Here is a 16,496-nt window from a genome sequence, read left to right as displayed (position 1 = left end):
GCCGGGTGCGCGGCGGCGCCGGGCATGAATCATCCCGCCCTGACCGGGTAGGTGCGGCCGTGGTCGACGCCGGAGCGCGGGGCAGAGGGGAGTCGGTCGCCGCCGCGCCACCGGGGCGCGCGGCGCGCCTCCTCGCGGGTCTGCGCCGCCGCTCCACCCACACCCTCCGCGACCGGCTGCGGCGGGTACGCGCCGGCGGGGTGCTGGCCGTGCAGGCCGGGCTCGCCGCCGGCCTCTCCTGGTGGGTCGCCGACGGCCTGCTGCACATCCCGCAGCCGCTGTTCGCGCCGATCTCCGCGGTCATCGCGCTGGCCGCGTCGGTGGGCCAGCGGTTGCGTCGCACCATCGAGATGGTCGTCGGGGTGTCGCTCGGCGTGCTCGTCGGAGATGTGCTCATGTACCTCTTCGGCAACGGGCTGTGGCAGCTCGGCGCGATCGTGGTGCTGGCGATCGTCGTGGCGGTGCTCATCAGCCGCAGTCCGGCGGTGATCGTGCAGGCGGCGGCGACCGCCGTGCTCATCGCCACGCTCAGCCCCGCGGTGGAGAACGTGGAGATCCCGAGGTTCCTCGCCGCCCTGGTCGGTGGCGGGGTGTCGCTGGCGGTCACCGCGGTGCTGCTGCCGCTGAACCCGCTACGGGTGATCAACCGGGCGGCGACCCCCGCGCTGGAGCTGCTGGTCGAGCAGTTGGAGGTGACCGCGGAGGCCCTGCGGCGCCACGACGCTCCCGCGGCCCAGGCGGCGCTCGACCGGCTCCGGGACAACAAGCAGGAGATGGACGCGTTCTCGGAGGCGGCGCAGGCGGCCCGGGAGGCGAGCACCCTGTCCCCGGTGCGCTGGGAGAACCGGCAGGGCCCGGTCGGCCGGTACGCGCGGGCGGTCGAGCCGGTCGATCGCGCCATGCGCAACAGCGGCACGCTGATCCGGCGGACGGTGACGCTGATCGAGGACGGGGAACCGGTGCCCGGCCCGCTGCCGGAGGCGATCGCCGGGCTCGCGAAGGCGGTGCGGACGCTTCAGCGGGAGTTCACCGGCGCGGACGACCCTTGCCAGGCCCGGGAGCAGGCGGTGCGGGCGGTGGCGGCGGCGGGTCGCGCGTACCGGGAGGGTGTGGGCTTCTCCGGGGCGGTGGTGGTGGCGCAGGTCCGGACGACCGCGAGCGACCTCATCGTGGCCACCGGCCTCGAGCAGGAGGACGCGAACGACCTGATCCGGCGCGCGTTCGGCGCACTCCGAGCCGACTGACCCGGTGCCCTCGGCCTCAGCGGGAGCGGCCGCCGGGGCAGGAGTCGTCGGGGTCGACGGCCCGGGTCACCCGGGTGCCGATCTCGCGAAGCCGGCGCTGCTGGGCCTTCGTCAGCGGGTCGAACACGTACGCGCGGACCGCCGCCACGTGCCCGGGCGCGGTCGCGACCACCTTGGCCCAGCCCTCCTCGGTGAGGACGGCCAGGGTGTAGCGGCCGTCCGTCGGGTCGGGGGTGCGCCGGACCCAGCCGCGTCGCTCCAGCCGGCTGACCACCTGGGACAGGCGGGAGAGCGAGCCCTCGGCGAGCGCTGCCAGCTCGCTCATCCGCCGCGTGCGGTCGGGGGACTCGGAGAGGCCGGCCAGCACCTGGTACTCGAAGTGGCTGAGGCCGGCGTCGCGCTGCAGTTGGGCGTCGAGCGCGCCCGGCAACTTGATCAGGAGGCTGACCAGCGACAGCCAGGTCTCTCGCTCCTCGGCGTTGAGCCAGCGCGGTTCCTCCGACGTCTCCATGCGACCAGGATAACTTCACCATTGAAGTGAGGCCGGTCACGCTTCACTTGCAGCTTGAAGTCATTGCCGCGTAGCGTCCCTTCACGCTTGAAGTGATGACAGGGTGGAGACCTCAATGAACATCGTCTTGTGGATCATCGCGGCCGTCTTGGCCGTCGCCTTCCTCGGCGCCGGCCTGATGAAGCTCACGCGGCCCAAGGAGAAGCTGATCGAATCCGGGCTGGGCTGGGCGGAGAGCTGGTCCGACGGCTCGGTGAAGCTCATCGGCGCGCTGGAGGTGCTCGCCGCCGTCGGGTTGGTGCTGCCGGCGCTGCTCGACATCGCGCCCGTGCTCGTGCCGCTCGCCGCGCTCGGCCTGCTGATCATCATGATCGGCGCGGTCGTGGTGCACGCCCGCCGCCGGGAGTACCCGCAGGTGCTCTTCAACGTGGTGCTGCTCGTGCTGTCGGCGGTGCTCGTCTGGGGCCGGTTCGGCCCGTACTCCTTCACCTCCTGAGCGCCCCGGGCGGTCAGTCGAACCGTTCGGTCGTGACCGGCACCAGCCCGCACAGCCGGACGGTCGAGGTCAGCTCGTGCAGCACGGGGCCGACGGCGCGATCGGCGGCGGTGGCCAGCAGCACGGTCAGGTCGAGGGACCAGGCGAGACCCCGCCCGACGCGCCGCAGTGTCCAGTCGAACCGGTCCTCGCCGACCTGCCGCCGGCCCTGGGTGGCCGTCACGTCGGGCACCCGGCGCGCGGGCGGCTCCCCGGCGAACAGCACCCGGTAGACCCGCCGCTCGGCGAACCCGTCGGGCACCTCGACGGGGCCGAGCCGCAGCGGGGCCGCGACCGGGAACGCCTGCTCGTCGTCGAACCGGGCCCGCAGCGACGCCTCGTCGGGCAGCGGCCCGCCGCCGAGCCGCCGGTGGGTGGCCTCCGCGCCGGCCCGGTCGACCGGCACCACCCGGGCGCGCAGTCCCGGATCGGCACGCAGCGCCCGGTGATGGGCGGCGTCGCTCCACCAGGCCGGCTCGGAGGGCGTCCAGACCGCGCCTCGCAGGCCGATCGTGGTCCAGTCGGCGGCCCGCACGAACTCCTCGACGACCAGCGCCTCGACGCCGGCGGCCGGCCGCGGCCCGGCGTGCGGCCCGTGGATCAGGTAGTAGTCCAGCGGTGGCTCCCACCGACCGGCGGTCGCCACCACCCCGGCGGGCCGCGTCCCGATCGTCACCCGGCCTCCCTCACCACCTGACCTGCGCGTCCCCGGCACGGTAACCCGGGCCGGGCGCGCCCGTGGGTCAGCGCGCCGGCGTCGGCGGAACGGGAAGCACCACGCCCTCGACGGAGGACCGGTGCGCCAGCTCGATCAGCGTGACGGTGTCCACGGCGTCGCGGGCGTCGACCGGCATCGGGCCGTCCCCGCGCAGCGAGGCCGCCACCTGGGCGTAGAAGCTCTCGTAGCGCCCCGGCTCGGTGGGCACCCGCCGCAGGTCGCCGTCGACACCGAGCAGGCCGTACCGGTCGGGCGAGACCTCGCCCCAGCCCGGGGTGCCCGGTCGACCGCCGTCGCGCAGCGCCGCCTCCTGCGGGTCCAGCCCGTAGGTGGTGTAGCCCGCCTGGTCCCCGAGGACGCGCAGCCGGGGGCCGAGCTGCGGGGTCACCGCGCTCATCCACAGGTGGGAGCGGACGCCGTCGGCGTGGGTCAGCGCCACGAACGCGTCGTCGTCCACCTCGGCGCCCGGCCGACGTCGGTCGACCTCCGCGTAGACGCTCCGCACCGGACCGAACAGCTGGACGGCCTGGTCGACGAGGTGGGCACCCAGGTCGAAGAGGGCGCCGCCGGCCTCGTCCGCGCCGGCCTTCTCCCGCCAGCCCGGCTTGATCTCCGGCCGCCAGCGCTCGAAGCGGGACTCGAACCGGGTCACCCGCCCCAGCTCGCCCCCCTCCACCAGGCGGCGCGCGGTCAGGAAGTCACCGTCCCAGCGGCGGTTCTGGAACACCGTCAGCGGCACCCCGCGATCCGCCGCCTCGTCGACCACCTGCCGGGCCTCGGCCCCGGTCGCGGCGAGCGGCTTGTCGACGACCACCGCGATGCCGGCGGCGATCGCCGCCCGGGCCATCGGCACGTGCAGCCGGTTGGGCGTCGCCACCACGACCAGGTCCAGGGCGTCGGGCGTACGCCACAGCACGTCCACGTCCTCCACCAGCCGGGCGTCCGGGTGGTCGTGCCGGACCTGCTGCCGCCGCTCGGGATCGCGGGTCACCACGGCGTGCAGGCGCAGGCCGGGCGTCGCGGCGATCAGCGGTGCGTGGAAGACCCGACCGGCCAGGCCGTAGCCCAGTAGACCGACCCGCAACGGCGCCTGACTCGTCCCCGCCATGCCATCCTCCCCAGTTCCGGCCGGCGCCCGCGCGTGAGCCGGCTCCGGTGGCACCGAATTTACGCGGCGCGCCGACGCCGACGGCTCGACATGGTGAAGATCACCCGCCGTGACCGGAGCCGCTCACAGCCGCTCGTACTGCTGTCGCAGGAGGGACTCCGCCGCCGTGACGTCGTCCGACGCCTCGCCGCCGGCCGTGACGAGCAGGACGACGTCGTCGTGCTGGGCGACCGCGTGCACCTCGGGCAGGGCGGATCCGTTACCGGCCGGACCGATGAACGCCGTCCCGCCGGGAACCGACGCCAGGCCGACCTCCCCACCCGGGGTGCGGACGCTCCGCTCGGCGTCGGTGTACAGCCGCACGAACTCCTCGGCGGGCTCCGCCGACTCGAACTGGAGCAGCACGACCCGCATCGACGCGGAGTCCGGCTCCGCCCAGGCGGACCTGGCGGACTGCTGCACTCCGGCGAGTTGCATAGCGGCCAGCAGTGCCTGCGGGCTGCTGTCGAGGGCGACGATGTCCGCGAACGCGGCCCGGCCGTTCGCGTCGGGAACCGTGATCGGCGTGGCGTCCTCCGGTGGTGCGACGATCCGCGCGACCAGGGTGTTCTCCTGGCCGGCCTCCGGAGCGGGTGAGTGGGCGATCTTCCAGCTCACCACCGCGATCAGGGCCACCGCGCCGACCAGCGCGAGGGTGACCGCGGTGATGCGCGCCGGCCGGTGCCAGCGGGGCGGCGGCGCCTGTCGGCGTGCCAACCCCGGCACGGACGGCAGGATCAGCTCCGGCTCGCTCGCCACCGAGCTGTCCGGTTCGTGATGAGGCGTGGCCTCCGGGCCGGACGTCGTGGCCTCCGGGCCGGACGTGGGGGAGGGCTCGCGGTCGGTGCGGGGAGTGTCGTCATCCTGGGCGGGCGGCGCGAGCGCGGCGTCCGCCGTCGGTGCCTGCGTCGTCGGTGCCTCCGCCGCGCGTACCTCGGCCGCCTGCGTCTCCGCCGTCTGCGTCTCCGGCGTGCGTGGCTCCGTCGTGTGTGGCTTCCCCGGCGCGGAGACGGCGCTCCGGTGGGGCGCGGCCAGGAGGGCGGAGACGGCGCCGGAGAGCAGCAGGAGCCCGGACAACCCGAGCCAGGTCCCCTGGAGGTAGTGCGTGCTCGGATAGTCCTTCGTCGGGAAACCGCTCGCGCTCAACGCGGCGCCGTTGGGCAGGAAGGTCAGCGCGATCACCACGAGGGTCGCCGCGCCGAGCGCCAACCGCAGGACGTCGCGCCACTGTGGACGCGCCCAGGCGACGGCGAAGAGTGCCAGCAGCGCGAGCCACCCGACGCAGAGCGCGATCAGGGAGCCGGGAAGGTCGATCAGCGCGAAGGTGCGCACCTCGCCCGACGGGGGACGACCCAGGAGAAGCTCGACGTTGTCCCGTCCTTCGCGCACCTCCACCCAGGGCCGCCCGTACGCGGCGCCGAGCATCACCAGCCCGGCGAGGGCGAGGACGACGGCACGTGCCCGCCGGCCGGCGCGTACGATCGTGGCGGGCCGCGTTGGGGCGTGGTTCGACTGATCCGTGCTCGTCACGAATGGATCATGGCACCGCCCCCGCGGCTCCGCCGTCCCGCCGGGACCAAGAGCCGATTGTGGTAGAAATCGGCCCCTGGAGGGGCGCTTTCCTACCACGATCTCCTGGTGCTCGGGTCAGACGCCGAGGCCACCCAGCACGGTCATCTCCTGGCTGCTGAACTCGCCGGTGAGCATCGGCATGGCCCGGGCGATGGCGGCCTTCGTTTCCGGCAGCTGGAGCGAATCGTCATGGTGCTGCTTGGACTCCCAGATCTCGGTCACCGTGATCAGGTCGGGGTCGCCCTCCGGGACGCCCACCGCGTAGAGGCGGCATCCGGCCGAGCGCAGGCCGTCGGCGCCCTCGAGCAGGATGGCGACCACCTCGCCGCGCTGACCCGGACGGGCCCTCATCGAGCCGACGAAGCCGTATGGCATGGCAGGTCCTTCCGTCCGCGCGGATCGCCCGTCCGCGATCGGCCACCAGCCTGCCGCACGGGTCTGACAGATCGCGGCCGGAGCGCCCGCCCGGCGCGGCGCACCCCCGGTCGTCCGGGGGTGCGCCGACGCCGACGCCGACGCCGAGGTCCGCCGGCCCGTACGGTGACGGGCCGGCGGACCGGGGTCTCACGGGTTGGTGATGCCGAGCGAGTAGCTGCCGGAGCCGCTGTAGGCGTACACCTCGAACCGGTAGTAGCCGGCGGTGCCGTTGTAGCTCAACGTCTCGTCGGGCGACGGGGTGTACGCCCCGGCGACGTCCACCCAGCTCGAGCCGTTCCACTTCTGCAGGTACAGGTCGAAGTCGACGCCGGTCGGGCCGTCGAGGCAGCCGCGGTGGGTGCCGGAGACCGACGAGTAGTAGTAGCTGCCGTTCGGCTGGAACACGCTCTGACCGGACGACACCGAGCCCGTGTAGGTGGCCTCGTAGCCGCTGCACCCGGTCGGCGGCGGGGGCTCGCCGCCACCGCCACCGGTGCGCAGCGTCAGGCCGTACGCGGAGAGGATCTCGTTGACCGGCTGGAAGTAGGTGGTGCCGCCGGAGGTGCAGTTGCCTGAGCCGCCGGAGGTCACCCCCTGCGCCTGCTGACCCGAGAGCCACGACCCGCCCGAGTCACCCGGCTCGGCGCAGGCGTTGGTGCGGGTCAGGCCGCCGACCGAGCCCTGGGCGTAGTTGACGGTCTGGTTCTTGGCCTGGATGGTGCCGCAGCGCCAGCCGGTGGTCGAGCCGGAGCGGCAGACCGCCGCGCCGACCGCCGCCTCGGTCGAGCCGGCCACGGTGACGTTGCCACCGGAGTAGTTGTTCACCCAGGGCTGCGGGGTCCAGTTGGAGTTGGTCTGCACCCAGGCGTAGTCGTTGCCGGGGAACGAGGACCCGCGGAAGGTTCCCTGGGCGACCTGGTTGTAGCCCTGGGTCGCGGTGCCGGTGGTTCCGCAGTGCCCGGCGGTGACGAAGCCACCGGTCACCGAGAAGCCGACGGAGCAGCGGCCACCCATGTAGTAGGCGTCGCCGCCGCGCACGTCGTAGTAGGTGCGGGGGGCTTCGGCGGTGCGTACGACGCGGACGGCGGCGGCGTCGACACCGCTGGCGCGGACGAACGCGGTGGCCGCGCGGGCGTCGCCGCGGGCGAGGACCACCACCGTGTTGCTGGTGACGTCGACGTACCAGCCGGGGACGCTGGCCGCGGGGGCCTTCGCGGCGTGCCGGTCGAGCGTGGACTTGATCCGGTCCAACGTCGCACCGCTGCGCGCGACGATGGTGGGCCGCGCACCGGCGGCGCGTACCCGGTCGGCCGCCGACCGGTCGGTGACCGCGACGACGAGGGTGCCGTCGGTCAGCCAACCACCGGCGTACGTGGCGCCGAGCGACCGGCGCAGGGCCGCGTCCGTACGGCTGCCCTTCTCGTCCTTCGCGATCCGGGTGCGGACCTGTTCGGCGGTCAGGCCCAGGTCGCGTTGCATCGCGGTGACCATCGCGGACGGTGCCGCGTCGGGCGCGGGTGCGACCCCCGGGTTGGTCGGCGCCGCGGCGGCGGGTGCGGCCGCGACGGTGAGGGCGCCGACGGGCAGCAGGATCGCTGCTGCCGCGGCGGCCAGGCTTCGTCTCATCCGTGCCTCCTTACGGATGGCCGCGACACGGGTGGATACGCCGCGGCAGGTCAGCGACAACCTACGCGCGCCCAATCGAGATGTCTCTATACCAGCTGGCTCATACCGCGTCGCGCATGAAGAAAATCTTCGCGACGCGGTGATTGACGTCGATGGTCACCGACCGGGTGGCGACCGACGACCGGGACCAGCGCGTGCCGATGCCTCAGCGGTTCTGCTTCTGCTGGCAGGGGACGCAGAACCGGGCGTGCGGCAGGATCTCCAGCCGCTCCGCCGGGATGTCGCCGCCGCACCGCTCGCAGACCCCGTAGCCGCCGTCGGCGATGCGCCGCAGCGCGTCACCGATCTGCGCCATGCTCTGCCGGGTGGCGGCGACGAGCGCGTCCTGGGTGAGCGCCTGGCCCGGGTCGCCGGTGTCCGCGGTGAGTTCGGTCAGTCTCGCCTGGTGCGCCTCGAACTGCTTGGTGAGGGATGTGCGCAGGTCGCCGAGCCGGTCCTGCTCGGCGTGCTGGTGCATGCCGGTGCTCATGGTGGGTCTCCTTGTCCGGGAAAAAGAAAAAGGGCCGAAGCGGTGTGCTTCGCCCTTGGCGTCCGTCTGGGATGTGACGGATGCCGGTGGGCCGCGGCCCGCGGGGGAGGGGACTCCCCGGGTGGCCACCCGGACCGGGATGCCGGGCGGGCAGGTGTGCGCCGGCCGGAGGGCAGCCGCCAGTGCCGTCAGTGTCGTGACGGTGACGGTGCGCTGAACGGCCGGGAGCATCCGCCCACCATAGGCCGACGCCGCGGGAAAGCCAACGGTCTTCGTGTTCTCGCCGGTCTTTCCGCGTACGGCAGGAAGCACGACGGGACCGGGGTGGCCGCAGCCGCCCCGGTCCCGTCCGGACGCGTCGTCGCTCAGTGCCCCGATGCGGGGCGCAGTGTGGCGGGGATGTCCAGCCCGGCGGCGCCGAACACGTCGTCGGCCTCGACCTGGGCCGGCGTCAGCCTGGCGGGCGACCGGCGGGGCAGGCCCACGACGACGAGCAGCGCGACCAGCAGCATGCCGGCGGCGGTGATGGCGGCGATGACGGTGTACTGGGTCACCTGGGGCAGCGACACCGGAAGCCCGGGCACCGGGTTGCGGCTGAGCATGGTCACCACCAGGGCGGTGGCGATGGCGCTCCCGACCGAGCGGGCGATCGAGTTGACGCTGTTGGCGACGCCGGTCTCGGCCGGGGTGACGTTCTCGATCAGCAGCGCGGGCAGGGCCGCGTAGCCCAGCGTCACGCCGTTGGTGACGAGGAACGAGCTCAGGATGACCTGCCAGCTGGTGCTGTGCGCGACCGCCAGGAGGGCGAATCCGACCGCCGAGACGACCAGGGCGAGCGCCAGGGTCGCCTTCGCGCCGTACCGGGCGACGAGCCGTCCCCCGAGGGGCGCGGTGACGACGCCGCTGATCGCCCCGGGCAGGAGGTAGACGATGCTCGCGGCGAGGACCGTGGCGTGGAAGCCGTACCCGGCGAGGGCCGGTGGCGTCTGCACGAACGCGGACACGGTGAGGAACCCGACGAACATGGCGGCGCCGAGCAGCAGGCCGGCGACGTTGGCGATGGCCAGCGGCCGGTGACTGAACATCCGCAGGCTGACCAGCGGCTGGGCGACCCGCCGCTCCACCACGACGAAGGCGGCGAAGGCGACGGCGGCCGCCAGGAAGAGGCCGCCCACCCGGGCCGAGCCCCACCCCCACGCGTTCCCCTTCTCCAGGGGTAGGAGCAGGAGCACGAGCGCGCTGCCGAGCAGCGCGGCGCCCGCCCAGTCGACGCGGCCGTGGGCGGAAGGCTGCCGTCGGGGTACGACCAGTCCGATGGCGACCAGCGCGATCACGGCCATCGCCGTCGCGAGCCAGAACACCCGGTGGTAGTCACCGCCGTCGCCGACCAGCAGGCCGGTGGCGACCAGGCCGAACCCGGCGCCGATCGCGACGGTGCCGCTGACGATGGCCGTCGCCCCGGTGAGCCGGGCCGGAGGCAGTTCGTCCCGCAGGACACCGATGGCGAGCGGGAGGAGCGCGTAGCTGGTGCCCTGCATCGCGCGGGCGACCAGCAGCAGCGGCAGGTTCTCCGTGGTGGCGGCGAGCACGGATCCGACCAGCACGACGACGGTCACGCCGAGCAGGACGGTACGTCGGCCGCGCAGGTCACCGAGCCGCGCCAGGATCGGGGTGAAGACGGCGGCGGCCAGCAGGTTGGCGGTCATCACCCAGCTGATGGCGCCGGGCGTGGAGTGCAGGGTCGTCTGGATCTGGTTGAGGAGCGGCACGACCAGCGACTGCAGGGCGGTGAGCAGGAGCACCCCGTAGGCGGCGACCGGCAACAGCAGTCGGGAGGCGGGCCGGTCTGCGACCGATTGGGACATGGGTGGACTCACTTTCGGGTCGGTGACGCGCCAAAGCTAGGCCCACTTTCGACGTGGCGTCAAAAAAACTCGACGTGACGTCGACTACTCTTGACGCGGAGTATGCTTGCGGCATGGCAGCCTCCACCGGACGACGCCGGCCGACCAAGGGTGATCAACGCGAGCAGGCCCTCCTCGACGCCGCGCGCGAACTGCTGCGGCACAAGCCCCTGGCGCAGCTCACCATCGACGAGGTGGCGGCCGCCGCCGGCATCACCCGCTCCGGCTTCTACTTCTACTTCGAGTCCAAGCAGGCTCTGCTCGCCCAGCTCTACGCGGAGACGCTCGGGACCTCCGAGCAGGAGATGATCGAGTGGGTGGAGTCCGAGGACCTCGACCGCGCCGCCCTGCGCCGGGGCCTCGCCCGTGGCCTGCGGCGGTGGAAGACCGACGGTCGCTGGCTCGCGGAGGCCTTCCTGAACCCGGACCCGGGGCCCGAGGTCCTGACCGTCCGGGAAAAGATCATCGGCAGCGGGTGCACCGTGATCTCACGGCGGATCGAGCGCGACGCGCGGGCGGACCGCACCGTCGCCGTCGACCCGAAACTGCTCTCCCTGATGGCGGTCAACCTGCGGCTGACGATGTTCGCGCAGGCCTACAGCCACCCGGAGGAGCAGTCCGACGACGAGCTGCTGGACGCCCTCACCGACGCGACCCTGCGCCTGCTCTACGGGGTGCTGCCCCCGACCGCGGCGGCGGTGGCCGGCGAGCCCGCCGGGGAAGGGGCCCCGGCGCGCTGAGCCGCCGCGGCGGTGGCGGGCCCGTTCACCCCATCTCGTGAATGCCGCCGTCGTCGCCCCTCGCGCCGTAACCACGTCCTACGGTCGATCCAGGCACGCACCGGTACGAACCGTCGCGTCGCCGCACCTGTCGTCGGCGCCGGAGGGCTGTGTCGTGAACGTCGCCGAACACATCGTGGACCGGCTGCGCCACTGGGGCGTGCACCGCGTCTACGGCTACCCGGGCGACGGCATCGGCGGTGTCATCGCCGCGATCGGCGACCGCAACGACGTGGAGTTCATCCAGGTACGCCACGAGGAGACGGCCGGCTTCGCCGCCACCGCCGACGTCAAGTTCGGCGGCAGCCCGATCGGCTGCTGCGTGGTCACCAGCGGCCCCGGCGCCCTGCACGCGCTCAACGGTGTCTACGACGCGCTGCTCGACCACGTGCCGGTCGTCGCCGTCCTCGGGCAGACCGCGCTGACCGCGCTCGGCGGCAACTACTACCAGGAGGTCGACCTGCACAGCGTCTACAAGGACGTCGGGCAGGCGTACATCCAGACCATCGCGGACGCCGCGCAGGTCACCCACATGGTCGACCGCGCGTGCCGCACCGCCCTCGCCGAACGCGCGCCCACGGTGCTGATCGTGCCGAGCGACGTGCAGGACCGGCCGGCCATGACGCAGTCGCCCGACGCGCACGGCTATTACCACACGAGCACCGCCCCGAGCAGCGCGCCGGGCGCCCCGCCCGAGGCCGACGTGGCCCGGGCCGCCGAGGTGCTCAACGCCGGGTCCCGGGTGGCCCTCCTCGTCGGCGCGGGAGCGCTCGGGCGCAGCGATCTGGTGGAGCAGGTCGCCGACCGGCTCGGCGCCGGGGCGGCGAAGGCGCTGCTCGGCAAGACGGTGCTCGACGACCGGCTGCCCTGGGTGACCGGCTCGATCGGCCTGCTCGGCACCACGGCGAGCTGGGAACTCATGCGCCGCTGCGACACCCTGCTGATCATCGGCTCGAACATGCCGTACTCGGAGTACTACCCGACGCCCGGGCAGGCGCGGGCGGTGCAGATCGACCGGGACGGGAGCCGGTGCGGCCTGCGCTATCCGACCGAGGTCAACCTCGTCGGTGACACCGGCGCGACCCTCGCGGCGCTGCTGCCCCTGCTCAACCCCCGGACGAGCACGGCCTGGCGCGACGACGTCGCCGGCTGGAAGTCCCGCTGGGAGCGGTACTCCACGGAACGCGCCCGGGCCCGCGCCCATCCGGTCAACCCGGAGGCCGTGGTGCGGGCGCTCTCCGAACGGCTCCCCGACGACGTGATGGTGGCCGCCGACTGCGGCACCGCCACCAGTTGGTACGCCCGCGACCTGCAGATGCGGCCCAGTCAGCTCGGCAGCCTCGCCGGTCTGCTGCTCTCCATGGGCGCCGGCATGCCGTACGCCATCGCCGCCAAGACCGCCCACCCGGACCGCCCGCTGCTGGCCCTCATCGGTGACGGCGCCATGCAGATGAACGGCGTCAACGAGCTGATCACGGTGTCCCGCTACTGGCGGAACTGGCCCGACCCGCGGTTCATCGTGCTGGTGCTCAACAACCGCGACCTGGCGTACGTCTCGTGGGAGACCCGCGGGACGCTCGGCAAGAAACCCGACCCGGCCTCGGCGTCCCTGCCGGACGTCCCGTACGCCGGCTGGGCCCGCCTGCTCGGCCTCGACGGCGCCCGCATCGACTCGCCCGAGCAGATCTCCGATGTCGTGGAGCAGGCGTTCGCCACGGACCGGCCCTTCGTCATCGACGCCGTGGTCGACGCCGACGTGCCGCTCATCCCGCCGCACGTGGTGCGCGACCAGGTCGTCCAGACCATGAAGGCGGAGTTCTCCGGCGACCCGGCCTTCTTCACGATCGCGGAGGACGTCGTCGAGGAGTCGGTGGTCAGCACCGTCAAGGCGGAGTGGCACCGGCTGTTCCACCGGCCGAGCTGACCGCCGCCCGCCCGGTCCCGTGCCCCGGCGCCGCCGGTCCGAGCTTGCTCCCCACGCGCTCCCTGACGTCGGGGTGTCCGGGACCCCGGACACCCCGACATCAAGGAACCGGAGTCAGCCCAGCGGGACGAGGGTGGGCAGGGGCAGACCGGGCAGGGACGGCAACGGCAGGCCGGGCGCCGCGCCGGTGCGGCTCGGACCGGGTAGCAGTGGCGGCAGCGACGGCAGGAGGTCGGGCAGCCCCGGCGCGTTCGACGTCGGAGCCGGCGCGGGGGTGGCCGGCGCGGGGTCGGGCGCCGGGGCGGAGCCGCCCGGCACCGGGCCGTCCGTCGGCGCGCCCGGTGTCGCTGCGCCCGGTGCGCCGTCCGTCGGCGCGGCCGGGGATGCCGTCGACGCCGACACCAGGGCGGCCAGCAGGCGGTCCACCTCGTCGAGGTCGGCGCGCAACCGGGCGGCGGTGGTCGGATCGGCCACCTCGGCGAGGTCCCGGCGGGCCCGCGCGATCAGGTCCCGTGCCTCGTCGGGCCGGCCGGCCGTCACCGCCGCCCGGGCCCGCGCGATGTCGTGCTCGACGCCGCGCACCTGGGCCTGCTCCGGGTGGAGCACCCGGGTCAGCGACCACAGGGGACTGGTCGGGTCGGCGGCGCGGCTGCCCACGCCGAGACCGGTGGCGAGCGTCAGCACGGCGACGACGGCGGCGGCGAGACGCAGCACGCCTCGGCTGACCGGCCTGGGTCCGGCCGCCGTCGCCGGTGCGGGCGGCTGGGTGGCGGCGCGGAGCAGCCGCTGTTCGTCGTCGCCCTCGAGGTCGGCGCGCCAGGCGGCCAGGACCGCCGCGACGTCGTCGTCCGCCGGCGCGGGCTCGGCCCGGCCGAGCGCGTCGAGGAGCTGGTCGTCCCGGGCGATCGTCGCCAGGTCCAGCTCGTCGCCGCCGTCGCGGGCGTGCTCGGTCATGCCGCCACCTCGTCCAGTGTGTCGCCGGCCAGGGTACGGAGCCGGGCCAACGCGCGGGACTGGGCCACCCGCACCGCGGCGGCGGACATGCCGAGGATGGTCCCGACCTCCTCGGCGGTCAGACCCACCGCCACCCGGAGCACGACGATCTCCCGCTGCGCGTCGGGCAGCCGGTCCAGCAGGCCGGACAGCCGGCGGGCGAGGTCGGTGGCGACCGCCCGCTGCTCCGGCCCCGGCTCGGCGTCCGGGGTCTCCGGGAGCGGGTCGTCGGCGGTGACCGAGGCCGCCCGCACCGCCGCCCGCTGCGCGTCCGCCACCTTGTTGCCGGCGATGGCGTAGACGAACGCGGTGAACGGCGCGCCCTGCTCGCGGTAGCGCGGCAGCGCGCCCAACACCGCCAGGCAGATCTCCTGCGCGACGTCGTCGGCCGTCGTGTACGCGCCACCGATCCGCCCGAGTCTCGCCCGGCAGTAGCGGACCAACCCGGGGCGAACGTCGGCGAGCAGCATCGCGACGGCCGTCCGGTCGCCCTGGGCGGCCCGGCGGACGAGCTGGGGCTCGATGGTGGTCGTCATCGCGTGGAGGGGCACCTTCGTTACCGGCCGGTTAACCGGCACGCTATCGAGCCACGCGCCACTTTGCCTAGCTCACTGTCCGTCACTGCCTCGTGCCGGAAAGAAGTGTGTTGCGTCCGGACGGTCCGCCGCGATGTCCCCAGTAGCGACCGGAAGGAGGGGACCATGGGCGTCGAGGTGGCCGTGCGGGGGCTCACCAAGTCCTTCGGTGGCCAGCCGGTCTGGTCCGACATCAGCCTCGACCTCCCGGCCGGGGAGATCTCCGTGCTGCTCGGCCCGTCCGGCACCGGCAAGTCGGTGTTCCTCAAGACGCTGGTCGGGCTGCTCCGGCCCGACCGCGGCTCGATCGTCATCGAGGGCCGCGACCTGCCCCGACTCTCCGAACGCGACCTGTATGAGGTCCGCAAGCTGTTCGGCGTGCTGTTCCAGGACGGCGCCCTGTTCGGCTCGATGACCATCTACGACAACGTCGCCTTCCCGCTGCGCGAGCACACCCGCAAGAGCGAGGCGGAGATCCGTGCGGTGGTCACCGAGAAGCTCGACATGGTCGGGCTCGTCGGCGCGGAACGGAAGCTGCCCGGTGAGATCTCCGGCGGCATGCGCAAGCGGGCCGGGCTGGCCCGGGCGCTCGTGCTCGACCCGCAGATCATCCTCTTCGACGAGCCGGACTCCGGCCTCGACCCGGTCCGCACCGCGTACCTGAACCAGCTCATCATCGATCTCAACCAGCGCACCGAGGCGACGTTCCTGATCGTCACCCACGACATCAACACCGCCCGCACGGTGCCGGACAACATCGGCCTGATCTACCACGGCCACCTGGCCATGTTCGGGCCGCGCGAGATGCTGCTCTCCAGCACCGAACCGGTGGTGCGGCAGTTCCTCAACGCGCAGCGGGTCGGCCCGATCGGCATGGCCGAGGAGAAGGACGCTGAGGAGTTGGCGGCGGAGGCGCAGGCCGGCGTGGACCTCCCGCCGCTGCCGCCCATCCCGCCGCAGTTGCCGCCGTCCGACGGCCGGCCCCGGCGGGCCGAGCGGCCGCCCGGGCAGTGGTGCCGCGACCACGGTGTCCTCCCGCCGCCGGGCTCCTTCGAGGGCCGGGCCAGGACGGCACCGGACCGACCGCGTCCGTCGGCGCCGGACTGGTCGCGCCCGGACACTCCGGACCGACCGCTCCCGGAGACGACGGCGCGACCGCTCCCGGAGACGACGACGCGACCGCTCCCGGAGCCGGCGGCGCGACCGCTCGCGAAGCCGGCGTCGTCCGGCGACCAGGACGGGCGGTCCCGATGAGCGCGCCGGTCGCCGCGTTGCGCCGCTCCGGCGAGTTCTTCGCGTTCTGCCTGGACACCCTGCGGGCGCTGGGCCGGCGGCCGGTGCAGGTCCGCGAGTTCGTCCAGCAGGCCTGGTTCATCAGCTCGGTGTCCATCCTGCCCGCCGCGCTGGTGTCCATCCCGTTCGGCGCGGTCATCGCCCTCCAACTCGGCTCGCTGGTCCGCCAGCTCGGCGCGCAGTCGTTCACCGGCGCCGCCTCGGTGCTCGCCGTCGTGCGGGAGGCGGGCCCCATCGTCACCGCCCTGATCATCGCCGGGGCGGGCGGCTCGGCCATCTGCGCCGACCTGGGCTCCCGCAAGATCCGCGAGGAGTTGGACGCGATGCAGGTGTTCGGCATCGACCCGATCCAGCGCCTCGTGGTGCCCCGGCTGCTCGCGTCGATGCTGGTCGCCGTGCTGCTCAACGGACTGGTCAGCGTGGTCGGTGTCAGTGGCGGCTACGCCTTCAACGTGGTGTTGCAGGGCGGCACGCCGGGCGCGTACCTGGCCAGCTTCCAGGCCCTCGGCCAACTGCCCGACCTGCTGGTCGGCGAGGTCAAGGCGCTGCTGTTCGGCGCGGCGGCGGCGCTGGTGGCCTCGTACAAGGGGATGACCGCGAAGGGCGGGCCGAAGGGGGTCGGCGACGCGGTCAACCAGAGCGTGGTGATCACCTTCATGCTGCTGTTCGCGCTGAACTTCCTCGTCACGGCCGTGTACTTCCAGGTCGTACCGCAGAAGGGAAGCTGAC

General features: G+C 73.6%; 16 protein-coding genes. 6 read left to right on the top strand and 10 right to left on the bottom strand.

From position 1 onward, the window contains the following. Positions 1–59: 59 nt before the first annotated feature. Positions 60–1,244 carry an aromatic acid exporter family protein gene (locus tag ACIBTV_RS14230; RefSeq protein ID WP_396704807.1) on the top strand — a complete coding sequence of 395 codons (1,185 nt, stop codon included), beginning with the start codon at positions 60–62 and terminating at the stop codon, positions 1,242–1,244. Between the two features lie 16 nt (positions 1,245–1,260). On the opposite strand, the gene ACIBTV_RS14225 is transcribed toward ACIBTV_RS14230, so the two are convergent. Then, positions 1,261–1,755 (bottom strand): MarR family winged helix-turn-helix transcriptional regulator, encoded by a 495-nt coding sequence (locus ACIBTV_RS14225; protein WP_396704805.1) that lies wholly within the window; start codon positions 1,753–1,755, stop codon positions 1,261–1,263. Between the two features lie 115 nt (positions 1,756–1,870). Here ACIBTV_RS14225 and ACIBTV_RS14220 point away from each other — a divergent pair, with 115 nt between their 5' ends. Beyond that, entirely contained in the window at positions 1,871–2,251 is a 381-nt protein-coding gene (locus tag ACIBTV_RS14220) for a DoxX family protein (RefSeq protein ID WP_396704804.1), read from the top strand. Between the two features lie 13 nt (positions 2,252–2,264). Here ACIBTV_RS14220 and ACIBTV_RS14215 read toward each other — a convergent pair whose 3' ends face one another. The 7 genes from ACIBTV_RS14215 to ACIBTV_RS14185 all read right to left on the bottom strand — a co-directional run bounded on the left by ACIBTV_RS14215 (position 2,265) and on the right by ACIBTV_RS14185 (position 10,164). Continuing rightward, positions 2,265–2,966 (bottom strand): hypothetical protein, encoded by a 702-nt coding sequence (locus ACIBTV_RS14215; RefSeq protein ID WP_396704802.1) that lies wholly within the window; start codon positions 2,964–2,966, stop codon positions 2,265–2,267. Positions 2,967–3,033: 67 nt separating this feature from the next. Beyond that, the gene (locus ACIBTV_RS14210) at positions 3,034–4,116 is read right to left on the bottom strand and encodes a Gfo/Idh/MocA family oxidoreductase (protein ID WP_396704800.1); all 1,083 of its coding nucleotides are present in this window, start codon (positions 4,114–4,116) and stop codon (positions 3,034–3,036) included. Between the two features lie 123 nt (positions 4,117–4,239). Then, positions 4,240–5,685: a hypothetical protein gene (locus tag ACIBTV_RS14205; RefSeq protein ID WP_396704798.1), complete on the bottom strand. Its 1,446-nt coding sequence runs from the start codon at positions 5,683–5,685 to the stop codon at positions 4,240–4,242. 117 nt (positions 5,686–5,802) lie between these two features. Further along, positions 5,803–6,102, bottom strand: coding sequence for a putative quinol monooxygenase (locus ACIBTV_RS14200; RefSeq protein WP_396704797.1), 300 nt, complete (start codon positions 6,100–6,102; stop codon positions 5,803–5,805). 189 nt (positions 6,103–6,291) lie between these two features. After that, positions 6,292–7,770 carry a S1 family peptidase gene (locus ACIBTV_RS14195; protein ID WP_396704795.1) on the bottom strand — a complete coding sequence of 493 codons (1,479 nt, stop codon included), beginning with the start codon at positions 7,768–7,770 and terminating at the stop codon, positions 6,292–6,294. A 205-nt stretch (positions 7,771–7,975) separates the two neighbouring features. After that, the gene (locus ACIBTV_RS14190; protein ID WP_396704793.1) at positions 7,976–8,299 is read right to left on the bottom strand and encodes a TraR/DksA family transcriptional regulator; all 324 of its coding nucleotides are present in this window, start codon (positions 8,297–8,299) and stop codon (positions 7,976–7,978) included. Positions 8,300–8,664: 365 nt separating this feature from the next. Further along, complete coding sequence (locus ACIBTV_RS14185) at positions 8,665–10,164, bottom strand: MFS transporter (RefSeq protein ID WP_396704791.1); 1,500 nt, start codon at positions 10,162–10,164, stop codon at positions 8,665–8,667. Between the two features lie 113 nt (positions 10,165–10,277). Here ACIBTV_RS14185 and ACIBTV_RS14180 point away from each other — a divergent pair, with 113 nt between their 5' ends. Both ACIBTV_RS14180 and ACIBTV_RS14175 read left to right on the top strand, forming a co-directional pair. After that, the gene (locus ACIBTV_RS14180) at positions 10,278–10,943 is read left to right on the top strand and encodes a TetR/AcrR family transcriptional regulator (RefSeq protein WP_396704789.1); all 666 of its coding nucleotides are present in this window, start codon (positions 10,278–10,280) and stop codon (positions 10,941–10,943) included. A gap of 154 nt (positions 10,944–11,097) precedes the next feature. Beyond that, the gene (locus ACIBTV_RS14175; RefSeq protein WP_396704788.1) at positions 11,098–12,906 is read left to right on the top strand and encodes a thiamine pyrophosphate-requiring protein; all 1,809 of its coding nucleotides are present in this window, start codon (positions 11,098–11,100) and stop codon (positions 12,904–12,906) included. Positions 12,907–13,020: 114 nt separating this feature from the next. Here the strand turns inward: ACIBTV_RS14175 and ACIBTV_RS14170 are convergent, their stop codons facing one another. Continuing rightward, a complete protein-coding gene (locus ACIBTV_RS14170; RefSeq protein WP_396704786.1) occupies positions 13,021–13,860 on the bottom strand; it encodes a hypothetical protein in 840 nt (279 codons plus the stop codon). Continuing rightward, positions 13,857–14,435: an RNA polymerase sigma factor ShbA gene (gene shbA / locus ACIBTV_RS14165; protein ID WP_396704784.1), complete on the bottom strand. Its 579-nt coding sequence runs from the start codon at positions 14,433–14,435 to the stop codon at positions 13,857–13,859. The genes ACIBTV_RS14170 and shbA overlap by 4 nt, the downstream gene beginning before the upstream one ends. 165 nt (positions 14,436–14,600) lie before the next feature. On the opposite strand from shbA, the gene ACIBTV_RS14160 reads away from it, so the two are divergent. Both ACIBTV_RS14160 and ACIBTV_RS14155 read left to right on the top strand, forming a co-directional pair. Continuing rightward, positions 14,601–15,728 carry an ATP-binding cassette domain-containing protein gene (locus tag ACIBTV_RS14160; RefSeq protein WP_396704781.1) on the top strand — a complete coding sequence of 376 codons (1,128 nt, stop codon included), beginning with the start codon at positions 14,601–14,603 and terminating at the stop codon, positions 15,726–15,728. Continuing rightward, complete coding sequence (locus ACIBTV_RS14155) at positions 15,725–16,495, top strand: MlaE family ABC transporter permease (protein ID WP_396704778.1); 771 nt, start codon at positions 15,725–15,727, stop codon at positions 16,493–16,495. Before ACIBTV_RS14160 ends, ACIBTV_RS14155 begins: the two co-directional genes overlap by 4 nt. The last annotated feature ends 1 nt before the right edge of the window (position 16,496 follow it).

Origin of the sequence: Micromonospora sp. NPDC049366 (genome assembly GCF_044466625.1) — a bacterium.
Lineage (GTDB): Bacteria > Actinomycetota > Actinomycetes > Mycobacteriales > Micromonosporaceae > Micromonospora.
The sequence above is the reverse complement of the archived record's forward strand: the minus strand, read 5'-3'. Positions and strand labels throughout refer to the sequence as shown.